Genomic DNA, 15,886 nt, shown 5'->3' with positions numbered 1-15,886 from the left:
CTTGGGTTACGCAGACACATGCGTTGTTGTATCACACGTCAGATGCAAAAACGGCGCGCTCCGGAAGGGGCGCGCCGTGTGGCTTACGTCAGGGTGCCAGTGCGAAATCAGCCACGTTTGGCCAACTTCAGTTGCGACAGGTCGCGCACGGCGCCGCGATCGGCCGACGTCGCCAGCGCTGCATAAGCTTGCAGAGCCTGCGACACCACGCGCTCGCGGCCGATCGGCTGCCATGCCTCGTCGCCACGCGCTTCCATGGCGGCACGGCGACGCGCCAGTTCTTCGTCGGACACGGCCAGATGCATCTTGCGCTGCGTGATGTCGATTTCGATCACGTCGCCGTCTTCCACCAGACCGATGGTGCCGCCTTCGGCCGCTTCCGGCGAGGCGTGACCGATCACGAGGCCCGACGAACCGCCCGAAAAACGGCCATCGGTGAACAACGCGCAGGTCTTGCCCAGCCCCTTCGACTTCAGGTACGACGTCGGGTACAGCATTTCCTGCATGCCCGGGCCGCCCTTCGGACCTTCGTAGCGGATCACGACCACGTCGCCCGCTTGCACCTTGTCGCCGAGAATGGCCTCGACGGCGTCGTCCTGGCTTTCATAGACGCGCGCACGGCCGGTGAAGACCCATTGCGATTCGTCCACGCCTGCCGTCTTCACGATGCAGCCCTTTTCGGCGAGGTTGCCGTACAGCACGGCCAGACCGCCGTCCTTGGTGTAGGCGTGTTCCAGGTCGCGGATGCAACCGGTTTCGCGATTCACGTCGAGGCTCGCGTACGTCGACGACTGGCTGAATGCCACGGTCGTCGGCACGCCACCCGGGGCGGCACTGTAGAACGTTTGCGCCTTGTCGTTCACCTTCTCGGCGCTGGCAGCCACGTCCCAGTTGGCGATGGCGTTGCCGAGCGTGCCGCTGTGCACGTTGCCGCACGAGGTGTCGAGCAGGTTAGCGCGCGCCAGTTCACCCAGAATGCCGATGATGCCGCCGGCACGGTGCACGTCTTCGATGTGGTACTTGTCGGTCGCCGGGGCGGCCTTGCACAGGCACGGCACGTTGCGCGAGATGCGGTCGATGTCGGCCATCTTGAAGTCGACACCGGCTTCCTGTGCGGCGGCCAGCAAGTGCAGCACGGTGTTGGTCGAGCCGCCCATGGCGACGTCGAGCGTCATGGCGTTCTCGAACGCCGCCTTGGTGGCGATGTTGCGCGGCAGCACCGAGGCGTCTTCTTCCTGATAGTAGCGGCGGCACAGGTCGACCACGAGGCGGCCGGCTTGCTCGAACAGCCCGCGACGCCAGGCGTGCGTGGCGACGATGGTGCCGTTGCCCGGCAGCGCGAGGCCGATGGCTTCGGTCAGGCAGTTCATCGAGTTGGCCGTGAACATGCCCGAGCAGGAACCGCACGTCGGGCAGGCGCTGCGCTCGACTTCGGCCACTTCCGCATCGCTGATCTTCGGATCGGCGGCCTTGATCATGGCGTCGATCAGATCGATCTTGGCAATCACCTGACCGTCGCCCGACTTGACCTTGCCGGCTTCCATCGGGCCGCCCGAGACGAACACGACGGGGATGTTCAGGCGCATGGCGGCCATGAGCATGCCCGGGGTGATCTTGTCGCAGTTCGAGATGCAGACCATGGCGTCGGCGCAGTGCGCATTGACCATGTATTCCACCGAGTCGGCGATCAGTTCGCGCGACGGCAGCGAATAGAGCATGCCGCCGTGACCCATGGCGATGCCGTCGTCGACGGCAATGGTGTTGAATTCCTTGGCGACACCCCCGGCAGCCTCGATTTCCTTGGCGACGACGGCGCCCAGATCGCGCAGGTGCACGTGGCCCGGCACGAACTGCGTGAAGGAATTCACCACGGCGATGATCGGCTTGCCGAAGTCTTCGTCGGTCATGCCGGTGGCGCGCCACAGCGCGCGGGCACCGGCCATGTTGCGGCCGTGGGTGGAGGTGCGGGAACGGTAGTGAGGCATGGTCGTCTCGTGAAACGCAGTGTTTGTGGGTAAAGAATGGTCAGGCGAGTCGTCCGGCTTTTGGGCAGCCACGCATCCAAGCGGGCTTTGGCCGGACTGAATTGGACGTTAAGATTCGTCTTTCCTTGGATGCTTGTCAAATATATTATTTGACTCGGATTAGGTCGAAAAACATATCATGGATCTGCGTCAATTTCGGTATTTCGTGGCGGTGGCCGAAGAGCGTCATTTCGGCCGTGCCGCACAGCGTCTGGCGATGACCCAGCCGCCGCTCTCTCAGCAGATTCGGGCGCTGGAGGCGTCGCTCGGCGCCCCGTTGTTCGTGAGAACGAACCGCTCGGTGGAGCTCACGGCGGTCGGGCGGCAGTTGCTGCCCGAGGTGCGGCGCATTCTCGCCGACGCCGAGGCGCTGCCCGCACTGGCGCAGGGGCTGGCGCACGGCGAGGTCGGGACGCTATCGCTCGGGTTCGTGTCGACGGCGGACTACGGCATCCTGCCGCCGCTGCTGCGCGAATTCGGCGAGCGCTATCCCCGCGTGCGGCTGCAATTGCTCGAGGCGACCAGCGACGTGCAGGTCGAGGCGCTCATGGACGGCCGGATCGACGCGGGCCTCTTCATCCCGCCCGTGCCCGCGCGTTTCGCGAACGAGCTCTCGTACCTGCCGATCATGCGCGAGCCGCTGATGCTGGCGTTGCCGGCGGGGCGGGGGGATCGGCGGGGCGGGGCGAAGCCGTCGAACGAGCCGAACGAGCCCGTCAGCCTGACGGACTTTGCCGACGAGCCGCTGGTGATCTTCCCGCGCCGTGTGGCCCCGGCGTTCTACGACATCATCATGGGCTGTTACGGGGCATTGGGGCTGACGCCGCGTGTCGGGCAGGAAGCCATTCAGATGCAGACGATCGTGAGTCTCGTCTCGGCGGGTATGGGCGTGGCGCTGGTGCCGCAGTCGCTGTGTCATCTGCGTCGCACGGGCGTCGAGTATCGTGCCCTGCGCGAGACCAGTGCGCTGATCGAGACGGGGCTGCTCTGGCGCACGGCGGAAGTCACGCCAGTGCTCGAAGGCTTTCTCGAAACGGCGCGCGGTGTGGCACAAACACCGCCCGGCGCAACGCTGGTGGACTAGGGCCTGTTCCCCCTATTCCCCCTGTTCCCCCCTATGGCTCGTGGTATTGTGCAGGCCATCCGACGGCACGCCGGAATCTGTGTGTCATGACGCGGCGGCACCGCTTTTTTGTGAATGGCGGCGCGCGAGTTCACGGAAATTTTCGGAACTTTTGTTCACGAATCCCTATCTTCTGATCCATGCTGATTCATCCTCAATTCGACCCGGTCGCGATTCATCTCGGCCCGCTCGCCATCCGCTGGTACGGCCTGATGTATCTGGTCGGCTTCATTCTCTTCCTGCTGGTCGGACGCTTGCGCGTGCGCCAGCCGTCAATTGCCGCGCAAGGCTGGAAGGCGCAGGATCTCGACGACATGCTGTTCTACGGCGTGATCGGCGTGATTCTCGGCGGACGGCTGGGCTATGTGATTTTCTACAAGCTGTCGTTCTATCTGGCAAACCCGCTCGATATCTTCAAGGTGTGGGAAGGGGGCATGTCCTTCCACGGCGGCTTCCTTGGCGTGCTGGTGGCGATGTGGCTGTTCACACGCCGCCGCGGTCATTCGCTGCTGGAAGGCACCGATCTGATCGCGCCGATGATTCCGCTGGGGCTGGCGGCAGGGCGTCTGGGCAACTTCATCAACGGTGAGCTGTGGGGCCGGGTGACGAGCCCCGATTCGCGCTGGGCGATGCTGTTCCCGCAAGCGGCGGCCGAAGATGCGCAGTGGGCGATGGCCCACCCGCAGGCGATGGCCGATAGTGCGATGCAGATGGTGTTCGCACAATTCCATGGGTTGCCGCGCTACCCGTCGCAGTTGTTCGAGGTCGCGCTTGAAGGCGTGGCGTTGTTCCTGCTGTTGTGGTTCTTTGCACGCAAGGCGCGTCCGGTGGGCGCGGTCTCCGGCATGTTCCTCGTGGGCTACGGGCTGTTCCGCTTCCTTGCCGAATTCACCCGTGAGCCGGATTCGTTCCTTGGCCTGCTGTCGTTCGGGTTGTCGATGGGCCAATGGCTCTCGCTGCCGATGATTGTCGCGGGCGTGATCATGCTGGTGTGGGCGCATCGACGCGCCGCGCCATCGGTCGCATAGCGGCGAATTTTGCGCGGTCGGCTGACCGCAGTGGAAAATCCAAAAGGGCTGCCAGTGGTGTCACTGGCGGCCCTTTTTTTTGCGCTCGAGGCTGGTTTTAGGGGAATTCGAGCCCATTTTCGCAAGCGAAATCCCTTGCGGCATGAATTCGAAAACTAGTGAACCGTTCTCGCAAAGCGGCGATCCGTGACGCTGCTTACTTTCTCGTCATTGTTGCGACCTGAGCGCTGCAATGGCGAATTGAAGCGAGGACATCGGAATGAAACCCAAATTGACGGGCACAGGTGCTGCTCACGTGCACGGCTTGGCGCCGTACGCGAAGCCGGGCCACGCGATCGGACAGGGGAACGTACGCGCGACGGACAGCAGGTCTGGCCAGACGATGGCAAGCGATCTGACGTCGGTCAGGCAAGCGCTCCGGCAAGGTTATCCAAGGCCGGGTCTCGCGTGCGGACAGGAGGCGGCACGGGCGCCGGGCGCATTGGCCAAGGAAGAAATGCCGAGCTATTGGACGTTCGACAGAACGGCCAGCGCACGTTTGAGCCAGCCGAAGGATCGTGGCGACGTGCCAGCGCAGACCGCGCATCTGCTTCTGGCGTTCGAGCGCGGTGAGCGTGCCTATCCGTCAGTCGTCTGAGTGGAGCTAACGCCCGGCAAATTGTCGCGCGGCGTTTGCGACGTGGATCTGTCGCATTCGTGCGATGACGCCGTGCCCGCGCAGACCATTGAATCCTCATTCGTGAAGTGCTTCGACCCGGGAAACGGCTGGTTCGGCATGGCGAGCGTTGCAGGCGCCCATTACGCGTTCGATATTGCGCAACAGCAAGGCGAGCGATGGGTGCAGAACGTCGAAGCAAGACGCGCGATGCCGGACAGTACCGAGTTCCACTGGTTCGAGATGAGCGAGCGCCTGACGAACCTGAAGCGCGATTTCGACGGCAAGATCCGCGACGTCAAAGGCGTTTCCTGGACGGCAGGCATCGCTTCTTCCGGACGGTGTCTGGCCATTCAACCATTGCGCACAGAGCCCGGAGCGAAACCGCTTTCTCGGCTTTTCGACGAGATCGCGGCTACGCTGGAGACTGAGCTCGACACGATAGTGAGCGTGCTCAAAGCGCCGGAAAAGCGCGACACCGTTTGCGATCTTTACAGAAACTTTGTTCCGAACGCAGGGGACGCGCAAAGGCTGGTCGACGCTCATCTTCAGGCGCTCGAAGACAATGCCCCCACGTTTCGGGCAAGCCTTGAGCGCAGCGAGGCGTTGATATCGATTGTTGAGTTCGCGGGCAACGGCACCACAGGCGGACTGAGCCACGGAACGTTGGAGGACGTGGATCTCATCGGCCGCTTCGATATTCCCGCCATCGCCATCGACCGAAGCCGGGTCGCGGCCGTGCAGGCACACGACGCTCACACCCTCGCTCACCATGTCGCGAGAACTCACCTCGCGGATATCGTGTTTCACGAGTTCGGCCATATCGTCGCGAACTGGGATGACGATTTGCAGTGCGTTGATGGCCAAGTGATCGCCAACCTCTACCCGCCAGTCAACGCGCTTCTCGAGGTTGCCGACCTCAGTGAGTACTCAGAAGCGCTCAAACGAGGCAAGCCCGATTCTGTTGTGAAGCTGGCCTCGTTTAACCATCTCATACGCAGCCTGTTGCTCACGATTGCCTGCGGCCGCGAGCGCCAGGCGATTCCAGAGCTGATCGATGGCAGCGCCCTGGTCGTTTCGTATGAAAAGGTTGCCGGCGCACTCAGCGGGCCATTGCAGCGAGACGACAACTACGGACGACTTCTCAACGTGATCCGTACGGCTGTGCTCGCGGACGCTGGCAGCTCCAGATAGCCGCGCCATGCCACGGGGCTGGTCACAGCGCGAGATCAACGCGGCACGCATGGTTCGCCGCATCCCGGCGAGATTTTCGGATCGGAACGTTTCAGGTATCGCGCCAACGCAATGGTTCACCACATCTCTCGCGGTGTTTCCGACAATCAGGCCGTGCAGAAAACGCAAGATGCTGCTCTTCGAAATGATGGACTTTTTTCAGAACAAGGAATTCCGATGAAAACCAACGTCCTTTCCGCTGCTGTGAGCGCACCCGTGCATTCGAGTCAGTCTGCGCAACCGCAAATCGGCGCGATAACCGTGTCAAATACCGTCGATGGTTCGTCAGCGACTTCGCTGGACGCCGTGCTCGAACAATTGACGATCTCGCATTGCGCAACAGCGCCGGTGGCGGCGCTGTTGTCGAAAGATCCCACGCGCTGGGGGCTCGACGATTTGCGCGCGGCAGGCGTCGCACAGCGCACGGCACAGGTGCTTCTGTCTGCGATGGCAGCGTCGGACGGCATCTCGATGCAAACGGTGGCACGCGCTGTCGTAGAAACCTCCAGCACTGCGGACGTGTTGGTGGCGATCCGGCGCGCGACGACGGCGAATATGACCGCTGCCGAAACGATGACCGACACACCGGTTGTGTTACGTCTGCTTGCGCTGGCGCTTCGCGGGGAGTCGTTGGACAGCCTCGCTGACGCGGCGGGGGGCAAGCCTTTCGTGAGCGCCGTCATCGACTTGTTCATGGGGCACTACCATGCCATTCCGGACGCGGGGACACGGGATGCTGTTGCCGCCATCGACATTGTGTTGGCCTGCGGTGCCAGTCTCGATGCCACAGCGTTCGGTGGCATACCGCCGCTGCCGTATGCGCTATGCCGTGTCGTTCCCGATGCTGTTGTCGATCGACTCCTGCGCTACGGGGCAAATCCGAACGAGGCGGTGTCCGGCGCACATCGCTACAGCGCTGCCTGTGGTTTGGATTACTTGCCCGGGGGGACGGCCATGCATCACGCGGTGCTTGCGGGGCGTGGCACAACGATGTCGATGTTGGCCCGGCACGGCGGCCGTCTCGATGTTCAGTCGTTCGATGGTTACGACGCGTTGGCCGTCGCCGGCGCCGCTGCCTCATCGCTGGCATCGCCGCGCGCGGGGCTGATCGAAATGGCTTGTGTGGCCGCCGATCGCTGGGTATTGCAAGGCGGCGACGCGCGTGTGCAAGGTGATGGCGAATTCATGGTGCAAGTGCTTGCCACCCGGTTGCTGGAGTTCGAGGGTAGCGCCAGTGCTCATGAGCTTCGTCTCTGGCGCCAGACAATTGACGCATTGCGCGAACGGGGGTGCAACGTCACGCAGGCGCTGGGGCAGCGCCCCATCGAAGGCGGGGCAACGTATGCGCAGCGAATCGCCGGGTTGCTCGCAGACGTGCAGCATTCTGTTGCGGGGATGCCCGCCTATCTCGTCCGGGCGAGCGAGCGCCCCGCGCTCTGGCGCGAGATTCAGAACATGATCGCGGCGCTGCCTGCCGGCGACGTGCAAGGCGCTGCGCAGGCGCACACCACCGAGCCGGCGCGCGTCGTCAAGCGCGCGACGACGGCCCCTTTGTACGGTGACGCTGTGACGGGCGAAGCGGCGTATTTTCCCGGGACCGGACCGCTCAGCTCGGCCCACCATACGTTTCGCACGCAATAACGCTGTCGGGTCGTCAAAAACGCATTCTTCGACGGTTGACCCGTGCGCCCGGCGCCGGGGTGCTCAGCCCGCCTTTCGTTCCAACGCCCGCAGCGACGCCATCAGGTCGCCGAAGCGCTCGCCTTGCACGGTCACGTGGGCGCGCAAGCCTTCGGCGGCGGCGTCGGCATCACCGGCTTCGATCGCGCGGAAGACGGCGTCGTGTTCGGCAAACGAGTGCCCGAGCCGGTCGCGTACGCGCAACTGCATGCGGCGGTAGACGCGCAGCCGTTGATGCAACTGCAACGCCGTTTCGTGAAGATACGCGTTGTGACTCGCCGCATAGATCTGCGCGTGGAAGCTCGCGTTGATGGTGTAGTACCGGTCGAGATCGCGTGCCTCGGCTGCCGCCTGACTCGCCAGATGAGTGGTGCGCAACTCGGCCAGCTCCGCGTCAGTGATGCGGCGCGCGGCGAGCCGGCCGCACATCGATTCAAGCTCTGCCATCACTTCGAACATTTCGCACAGCCGCTTCGGATCGACTTCGGCGACCACCGCGCCTCGCCTCGGGCGCATCTCCACCACGCCCGACATGCCCAACTGAATCAGCGCCTCGCGCAGCGGCGTGCGAGACACGCCGAACGTGGCCGACAACTCGGCTTCGTCCAGCCGCATGCCCGGCGGGTACTCGCCCAGCGCAATCTTCTCCTCGATGGCCTGGCGCAGCGCTTCTGATCGCTTCGGTTTTACCGTCATGACGCTCTCGCTAGGACGTAAATCGATCCGGTCGCCCGGGCCGTGAATGGGGGAATTGCGATCAAGGTAACGCGGTGAGCGTTGCCTGAAGATCGGGGTTAACGCCGAAAGTGTATTTTTTACGAGGTCAATTTGTATACACCGTGGCGGAATAACTATACGATTTCATCTCGAGTGCGGCAACCTCAGCGCTCGAAATATCAAAAAACAAAGCAAGTCATCCGTACATGCAGTGCCGGTTGGGCCGGTGGTGCACCCGGGGCGATCTTCGGCCCGGGCGACGTCAGACACCGTGCTTCGCCGGTTCATCACTGACAGAAGTGACAGGAGACGCCATGGAGACGACACTTTCCCCGCTGCGGCGGCAACTCATGCTGGGCGCCGCATCGGCGCTCGTGACCGGCGGGCTGGCCAGCCCGTGGGGCAGCGCTTTCGCGCAGACCGGTCCGCTCAAGATTTCGCATCAATTCCCCGGGGGCACCCTCACCGAAGGCGATTTTCGCGATCGGCTGTGCCGCAAGTTCGCGCAGGAAGTCGAGAAGCGCACGAATGGCGCGCTCAAATTTCAGGTCTATCCGGGCAGCTCGCTCATGAAGACCAATTCGCAGTTCTCGGCGTTGCGCCGGGGCGCGCTCGATCTCTCGCTTTACCCGCTGCCGTACGCCGGTGGTGAGGTACGTGAGCTCAATATCGGCTTGATGCCGGGGCTGGTGACGTCGTACGCCCAAGGCAACGCGTGGCGCAACGGCGAGATCGGCAAAGTGCTGACCGACGTGCTCGCGGAGAAAAACATCGTGATCGTGAGTTGGGTCTGGCAGGCCGGTGGGGTCGCCAGCCGCTCGACGCCGCTTGTCGCCCCCGAAGATGCCAAGGGCATGAAGGTGCGCGGCGGCAGCCGCGAGATGGACATGATGTTGAAGGAAGCCGGGGCCGCCGTGATTTCGCTGCCATCCAACGAGTTGTATGCCGCCATGCAGACCGGCGCGATGGATGCGGCCATGACGTCGTCGACGAGTCTGATGTCGTTCCGGCTCGAAGAGGTCTCGAAGCATCTGACCACCGGGCGCAACAAGTCTTACTGGTTCATGCTCGAACCGCTGCTCATGTCGAAGCAGATCTTCGACAAGCTGCCCAAAGACCAGCAGCAGATCATTCTGCAAGTCGGCAAGGAACTGGAGGCGTTCGGCACCGAAGCTGCCAAGGCGGACGACGCGCAGATCGCCAGCGTCTATACCAAGGCCGGGGCGAAGGTCTATGACCTCGACGAAGCCACGGTGATGAAGTGGCGCGACATTGCCCGGCGCACGGCGTGGAAGGACTACGCCAGCAAGTCGGACACCTGTGCCAAGTTGCTCGCGCTCGCCGAGAAGGTGCCTGCATGAGCGGGGTCGCCATGGGGGCCGATCCCGTGGTGCCGCGAACCCGCGTCTTGCGCCGGCTCGACGCCCTCTTGCAGGGCGTGAGCCGCCTGCTCATGGTCGCGTGCATGCTCGCGCTCGTGGGGGCCGCGCTGGTGCTCAGCTACAGCGTGTTTGCCCGGCATGTGCTCAAGCTCGCCACCGACTGGCAGGACGAAGCCGCTGTGTTCCTGCTGGTGGGCGCGACGTTCGTCAGTGCCGCGCACGTGCAGCATCTGCGCGGTCACATCGGCATCGAGGCCATCACGACACTGCTCTCGCCGCGCGTGAATCGTATCCGGCGCTGGTTTGTCGACATCGCCACGTTCGCGTTCTGTGCATTCTTCGCATGGAAATCGTGGACGCTGTTCTGGGAAGCCTATGTCGACGGGCAGACCAGCAGCTCGACGTGGAGTCCGCCGCTGGCGATTCCCTATGGGCTGATGGCGGGCGGCATGACCTTGCTCACTGTGCAATTGCTGCTGCAAATCGCCATCGGCGCTTGTGAGATGGGGCCCCGGGCTGACGACGGGCAACCGTCGAATCGCAAGGGAGGAACGCACGTATGAGCGAGCTCACGATTGGCCTGCTGTACGGCGGTGCGACGCTGGTCGCCATGTTCTCGGGTATGCCCATTGCGTTTGCCCTCGGTGCCGTAGCCGTCGCGTTCATGTTCGGTTTCATGCCGGCGTCGTCGCTCGATACGGTGACCCAGAACGTCTACGAGGAGATGGCCAGCATCACGTTGCTGTCGATTCCACTGTTCATCCTGAAGGGCGCGGCGATTGGTAAATCACGTGCGGGGCAGGATCTGTATCTGGCGCTGCACGCGTGGATGCGGCGAATTCCGGGCGGGCTTGGCATCGCCAACGTGTTTGCCTGCGGCCTGTTCGCGGCCATGGCCGGGTCGAGCCCGGCGACGTGTTCTGCGATCGGCAGCGCCGGTATTCCCGAGATGCGCATGCGTGGCTACTCGCCGGGCTTCGCTGCGGGGATCATCGCCGCCGGTGGCACGCTGGGCATTCTGCTGCCGCCCTCGATCACGATGATTCTCTATGCGGTGGCCGCCGAGCAGTCGCTTGGGCGCTTGTTCCTCGCGGGCATTGTGCCGGCGCTGCTGCTGGTGGGGTTGTTCTCGTGCTACGCGGCGTGGCGCTATCGCAAGGAATATGGCGCCGCGCAGATCGCACTGGCACGCGACGGCACGCCGTCACCGTTCCCCAACGAACCGCCCGCCACGTTGCGCGAAAAGCTTGCGTTGCTGCCGCGCGTGCTGCCCTTCATCACGTTGCTGATCGGTGTGATGGCGGCGCTCTACGGCGGGTATGCGACACCGTCGGAGACGGCCGGCTTGGGCGGACTGCTCGCGCTGGCGCTCATCGCCGTGATCTATCGCATGTGGCGTCCGCGCCAGATCGCGCCGATTCTCACGAGCACGCTGCGTGAATCGACGATGTTGATGTTCATCATCGGCATGTCGCTGCTGTATTCGTACGTGATGAGCTATCTGCACATCAGTCAGTCGGCCGCGCAGTGGATCGTGGGGCTGCACCTGTCGCGCTGGGTGCTGCTGGTGGCTATCTTGCTGATGGTCGTCGTGCTCGGCTTTTTCCTGCCGCCGGTGAGCATCATCCTGATGACCGCGCCGATCATTCTGCCGCCCCTGCGTGCGGCCGGTTTCGATCTCGTGTGGTTTGGCGTGGTGATGACGATTGTCATGGAACTGGGGTTGATTCACCCGCCCGTGGGACTCAACATATTCGTTATCAAGAACACCGCGCCCGACATTGCGTTGCGCGACATCGTCTGGGGTGTGATGCCGTTTGTGGTGCTGATGATTGTCGCTGTCGCCCTGATTTGCCTGATGCCGGGCCTCTCGCTGTGGCTGCCGGATTGGGTGATGGGGTAGGGTGAACAGGCCTAAGTTGATTGTCCGACTTGAGAGGAAGCCATGAAGGATGAGCCGATCCTGTCCGCGATGACCGCCCCGGTCTCGCTTTCCTTGTCTGCATCGACGGCGATGAGTGTTGCGTCGTCGGTGTCGTCATCGTCGTCCGCGTCCTCGGAGCGTACGACGCCCGAGAGCGCGGTGGACGTGAGCGCACCGGTGCCGTCGCCGTCGAAGCCGTCGCTGAAAGCGCGGCTGGGACAGTGGTTCGGACGTGGCGGGGCGGGTGGCCCGGGCGGTCCGGGCGAGAGCGGCAAGCCCGATGCGAAGGGCGACGGCAAGATCGAACCGGCCAAGCTCTCCGCGCGCGCCGAAGCGGCCCTGCGCCGTCAGCTGGCGCAGTGTCTGTCGGCCCGGCTGACGGATTCGGCGGCCAACGAAGCGGCGCGCGACTTCATGACGCGCTACTGCGAAGCGTCTCCTTCCGGGCAGCTCGCGCTGCTGCATGTGGTCGCGGACGTCTGCGGCAGTACCGACAGCGCGGGTAGCGAGGGCGGAAAGGACGGCGAAGCGGCACCCAAGCGTGCTGCCAGCGGGTTGGCGGGCGCACTCGGCAGCGAGCGCGTGCGCTTTCTCAAGCGGTTCAATGCGTTGCCGGATGGCCTGCCGTTTCTCGTGCGCTGGCGCGCCGACATGCTGCATCACCGTGCCGCCTTGCCGGGACTCGCCACGCTTGAGGACGATCTCGGCAGCCTGTTCTCGACGTGGTTCGACGTTGGCCTGCTGGAGTTGCATCCAATCACGTGGGACTCGCCCGCGTCGCTGCTCGAAAAGCTCATGCGTTACGAGGCGGTGCACGAAATCTCCTCGTGGGCAGATTTGCGCAACCGGCTGGATTCCGACCGTCGCTGCTACGCGTTTTTCCATCCACGCATGCCGCGCGAGCCGCTGATTTTCGTGGAAGTCGCCTTCGTGCCCGACATGGCCGCCGACGTGCATTCACTGCTCGACGAAAAGGCGCCGCTCGAAGACCTGCGCCGCGTGCGCTGGGCCATCTTCTACTCGATCTCGAACACGCAGCCGGGGCTGCGCGGCGTGAGCTTCGGCAACTTCCTGCTCAAGCGGGTGATCGACGAGTTGCATGTCGATTTTCCGAAGCTGCGCAACTTCGCCACGCTCTCGCCGATTCCGGGGTTTAGCGACTGGTTGAAGTCGTTGCCGGCGACCGGTGTCGCACAAACGCTTGGCCCCAAGCGACTGAAACTGCTCGCGCAGGATACGTCGCTGGCCGCCGAGGCCACCGGTGCACAATTGGTCGCGTGGTTGCAGGCGTCGCCCGAGCGCAAGAGTGCGCAGGCGCTTCAACGGGCCATTGGCGAAGCACTCGCTGCGCACTATCTGGCGCGTGAGCGCGTGCGCGGGCAGCCGCGTGACCCTGTGGCGCGTTTTCACTTGGGCAACGGCGCCCGCGTGGAGCGCATCAACTGGCATGCCGATCTCTCGAAGAAAGGGGCCAAGCAGTCGTGCGGCATGATGGTCAACTATCTCTACGAACCCGATGAGCTCGACGCCAACCTGCAACGGCTGATTGACGGCGAGGCAGCGCTGGGACGTGCCGTATCGCGGCTGCTTTAAAACGCCGAAACCCGTGCCGGGGATGCGCTGCGCGTCTCCGGCACGAATTACAAAACTTAGGGAGACACTTGTGAGCGAAGTTCTGCGCGACGACAGTCTGTTGGACGAAGGGCTGGTGACGCTGATGCTCTCGAACCCCGGCAAGCTCAACGCCATCTCGGTGGCCATGTGGCGCGCGTTGCGGGCGCATCTGCTCGCACTGGACGCCGAGCCCCATGTGCGCGCGATCGTGATTCGTGGCGCGGGCGGTAATTTTGCGGCGGGCGCAGATATCGAGGAGTTCCCCGTCGAACGCGGTAGCTACGACGCCCTGCGCCGGTATCACGGCGAAGTGATCGGGCCGACGCTGGAAGCGCTGGCGAATTGCCGGCATCCGAGCGTCGCGTTGATCGAGGGCGTGTGCGTGGGCGGCGGTCTGGAGATCGCCGCGCATTGCGACTTGCGCATCGCCTCCGAAGGTTCGCGCTTCGGCGTGCCCATCAACAAGCTGGGGTTTCCGATGGCGCCCGGCGAACTCAAGGGCGTGTTAGCGCTGGTGGGGCGTGCTACGGCGCTGGAAATTTTGCTCGAAGGCCGGGTGTTCGGCGCTGCCGAGGCCCGCGAGAAGGGCCTGCTGACGCGTGTGGTTGACGACGAGTCGGTCGAAGAGGCCGGTTACACTTGCGCCCGGCGCATCGCGGCCGGCGCGCCGCTCGCTGCGCAAGCGAACAAGTGGCTGATTACCCGGCTGGCACCGGCCGTGCCGGCGTTGTCCGAAGCCGAGTGGCAACGCGCCTTCGCGTATTGGGATTCCGACGATCATCGCGAAGGCGTGGCCGCGTTTCTCGAGAAGCGCCCGCCGGTGTTTCAGGGGCGATGAAGCGCGTGACCTGACGGCCCGCGAGGCGGGGCAGGTCGTGTTTTATGGGCGGACTTCAGCATCCCCCGATTTTCCTTTTTCCATCGACGTTTCGATAATTTCGAATCCGGTTCCGTTTATGACGCAAGACGCCAATCTCTATCGACTGTTTGCCGAACGCTTTCCCGCTGACAAATCCGCGTGCGCCATTGAGACGCCCGAGGGGCTTTACTACAGTTGGGACGATCTCGAACACGCGAGCGCCCGCATTGCGAACCTGCTCGCAAGTCTGGATCTCGCCCCCGGTGCCCGCGTGGCCGTACAGGTCGAAAAGTCACCCGAGGCGCTGCTGCTGTATCTCGCCACGCTGCGCGCAGGGCTCGTGTATCTGCCGCTGAACACGGCGTATCGCGACGCCGAGATCACGTACTTCGTCGAGAACGCGGAGCCCGACGTGGTGGTGTGCAGCCCGGCGAACTTCGGCTGGGTGTCGAAGATCGCCTTCACCAGCGGTGCCAAGCATGTGTACACGCTGGGCGACGATCGCACGGGCTCGCTGCTGGAGCGTGCCGCGTGGTTCGGCGACAGCTTCGAAACGGTGCCGCGCGCACCGGAAGATCTGGCGGCCATTCTGTACACCTCGGGCACGACCGGGCGCAGCAAGGGCGCGATGCTGTCGCACGGCAATCTCGCGAGCAACACGCGCGTGCTGCATCAGTTCTGGGGCTGGGGCGAGCGCGACGGTGGCGATGTGCTGCTGCACGCGCTGCCGATCTTCCACGTGCACGGGCTGTTCGTGGCGAGTCACGCGGCGCTGTATTCGGGCAGCAAGATGATCTGGCTGTCGAAGTTCGATGCGCGCGAAGTGTTGCATCAACTGCCGCGCGCCACGGTGTTCATGGGCGTGCCGACGTACTACGTGCGGCTGCTCGCCGAAGCGGGGCTGGATCGCAATGTGTGCCGCAACGTGCGACTGTTCATCTCCGGGTCGGCACCGTTGCTGCGCGAGACGTTCGATGCCTTCCGCGAGCGCACGGGCCACACGATTCTCGAGCGTTACGGTATGTCGGAGACGGTGATGCTCGTCTCGAATCCGTATCACGGCGACGCCGCGCAGGTGCGTCGTGCGGGTACCGTGGGCGTGCCGCTGCCGGAGGTGACCGTGCGGGTGGTGGGCGACGACGGCGCGGCGGTGGGGCAGGGGGATATCGGCCACATTCAGGTCAAGGGGCCGAATGTGTTCGCAGGCTACTGGCGCATGCCGGAGAAGACCGCCGAGGAATTCACGGCGGATGGTTTCTTCAAGACCGGGGATGTCGGCAAGTTCGATGACGACGGCTACGTGCACATCGTCGGGCGCTCGAAGGATCTGATTATTTCGGGCGGCTACAACGTCTACCCGAAAGAGATCGAGAGCTTCATCGACGAAATGGACGGTGTGGCGGAATCGGCCGTGATCGGCGTGCCGCACCCGGACTTCGGCGAAGCGGTGGTGGCGGTGGTGGTGCCGCGCCATGGAGCGGCTGCGCCCGACGAGCGCAGCGTGATCGATGGGCTCAAGCAGCGCATCGCCAACTTCAAGGTGCCCAAGCGCGTGCATTTCGTCACCGAACTGCCGCGCAATACGATGGGCAAAGTACAGAAGAACGTGTTGCGCGACCGGTTCAAGTAAGCGGTCACCGGTCATCG

At 63.8% G+C, this 15,886-nt stretch carries 13 protein-coding genes; 11 read left to right on the top strand and 2 right to left on the bottom strand.

What is annotated here, in order from left to right; translation table 11 throughout:
- Positions 1–107: 107 nt before the first annotated feature.
- Positions 108–1,985 (bottom strand): dihydroxy-acid dehydratase, encoded by a 1,878-nt coding sequence (gene ilvD / locus CDV46_RS05925; RefSeq protein WP_087688684.1) that lies wholly within the window; start codon positions 1,983–1,985, stop codon positions 108–110.
- A 178-nt stretch (positions 1,986–2,163) separates the two neighbouring features.
- On the opposite strand from ilvD, the gene CDV46_RS05920 reads away from it, so the two are divergent.
- The 5 genes from CDV46_RS05920 to CDV46_RS05900 all read left to right on the top strand — a co-directional run bounded on the left by CDV46_RS05920 (position 2,164) and on the right by CDV46_RS05900 (position 7,704).
- Positions 2,164–3,108: a LysR family transcriptional regulator gene (locus CDV46_RS05920; RefSeq protein ID WP_087722060.1), complete on the top strand. Its 945-nt coding sequence runs from the start codon at positions 2,164–2,166 to the stop codon at positions 3,106–3,108.
- A gap of 179 nt (positions 3,109–3,287) precedes the next feature.
- Positions 3,288–4,175, top strand: a complete 888-nt coding sequence (gene lgt, locus CDV46_RS05915; protein WP_087722059.1) for a prolipoprotein diacylglyceryl transferase — start codon at positions 3,288–3,290, stop codon at positions 4,173–4,175.
- Positions 4,176–4,434: 259 nt separating this feature from the next.
- Complete coding sequence (locus tag CDV46_RS05910) at positions 4,435–4,812, top strand: hypothetical protein (RefSeq protein WP_087722058.1); 378 nt, start codon at positions 4,435–4,437, stop codon at positions 4,810–4,812.
- Positions 4,813–4,854: 42 nt separating this feature from the next.
- Complete coding sequence (locus tag CDV46_RS05905; RefSeq protein ID WP_087722057.1) at positions 4,855–6,024, top strand: hypothetical protein; 1,170 nt, start codon at positions 4,855–4,857, stop codon at positions 6,022–6,024.
- Positions 6,025–6,240: 216 nt separating this feature from the next.
- The gene (locus CDV46_RS05900; protein ID WP_087722056.1) at positions 6,241–7,704 is read left to right on the top strand and encodes an ankyrin repeat domain-containing protein; all 1,464 of its coding nucleotides are present in this window, start codon (positions 6,241–6,243) and stop codon (positions 7,702–7,704) included.
- 63 nt (positions 7,705–7,767) lie between these two features.
- Here the strand turns inward: CDV46_RS05900 and CDV46_RS05895 are convergent, their stop codons facing one another.
- Positions 7,768–8,439 (bottom strand): GntR family transcriptional regulator, encoded by a 672-nt coding sequence (locus CDV46_RS05895; protein ID WP_087688679.1) that lies wholly within the window; start codon positions 8,437–8,439, stop codon positions 7,768–7,770.
- A gap of 335 nt (positions 8,440–8,774) precedes the next feature.
- Here CDV46_RS05895 and dctP point away from each other — a divergent pair, with 335 nt between their 5' ends.
- From dctP to CDV46_RS05865, 6 genes are all read left to right on the top strand, one after another.
- A complete protein-coding gene (gene dctP, locus CDV46_RS05890) occupies positions 8,775–9,821 on the top strand; it encodes a TRAP transporter substrate-binding protein DctP (protein WP_441339309.1) in 1,047 nt (348 codons plus the stop codon).
- Positions 9,818–10,405 (top strand): TRAP transporter small permease, encoded by a 588-nt coding sequence (locus tag CDV46_RS05885; RefSeq protein WP_087722055.1) that lies wholly within the window; start codon positions 9,818–9,820, stop codon positions 10,403–10,405. Before dctP ends, CDV46_RS05885 begins: the two co-directional genes overlap by 4 nt.
- Positions 10,402–11,745 (top strand): TRAP transporter large permease, encoded by a 1,344-nt coding sequence (locus CDV46_RS05880; protein ID WP_058375490.1) that lies wholly within the window; start codon positions 10,402–10,404, stop codon positions 11,743–11,745. Before CDV46_RS05885 ends, CDV46_RS05880 begins: the two co-directional genes overlap by 4 nt.
- Before the next feature lie 42 nt (positions 11,746–11,787).
- Positions 11,788–13,359, top strand: coding sequence for a malonyl-CoA decarboxylase domain-containing protein (locus CDV46_RS05875; protein ID WP_254915944.1), 1,572 nt, complete (start codon positions 11,788–11,790; stop codon positions 13,357–13,359).
- A 124-nt stretch (positions 13,360–13,483) separates the two neighbouring features.
- The gene (locus tag CDV46_RS05870) at positions 13,484–14,218 is read left to right on the top strand and encodes an enoyl-CoA hydratase/isomerase family protein (protein ID WP_441339312.1); all 735 of its coding nucleotides are present in this window, start codon (positions 13,484–13,486) and stop codon (positions 14,216–14,218) included.
- Between the two features lie 118 nt (positions 14,219–14,336).
- Positions 14,337–15,869: a malonate--CoA ligase gene (locus CDV46_RS05865; protein WP_087722053.1), complete on the top strand. Its 1,533-nt coding sequence runs from the start codon at positions 14,337–14,339 to the stop codon at positions 15,867–15,869.
- Positions 15,870–15,886: the final 17 nt, after the last annotated feature.

The sequence above is a fragment of the Pandoraea sp. PE-S2T-3 genome, assembly GCF_002179965.1.
In the GTDB taxonomy this organism is placed as follows: Bacteria; Pseudomonadota; Gammaproteobacteria; order Burkholderiales; family Burkholderiaceae; genus Pandoraea.
This window is presented reverse-complemented; position numbering and strand designations above follow the sequence as displayed.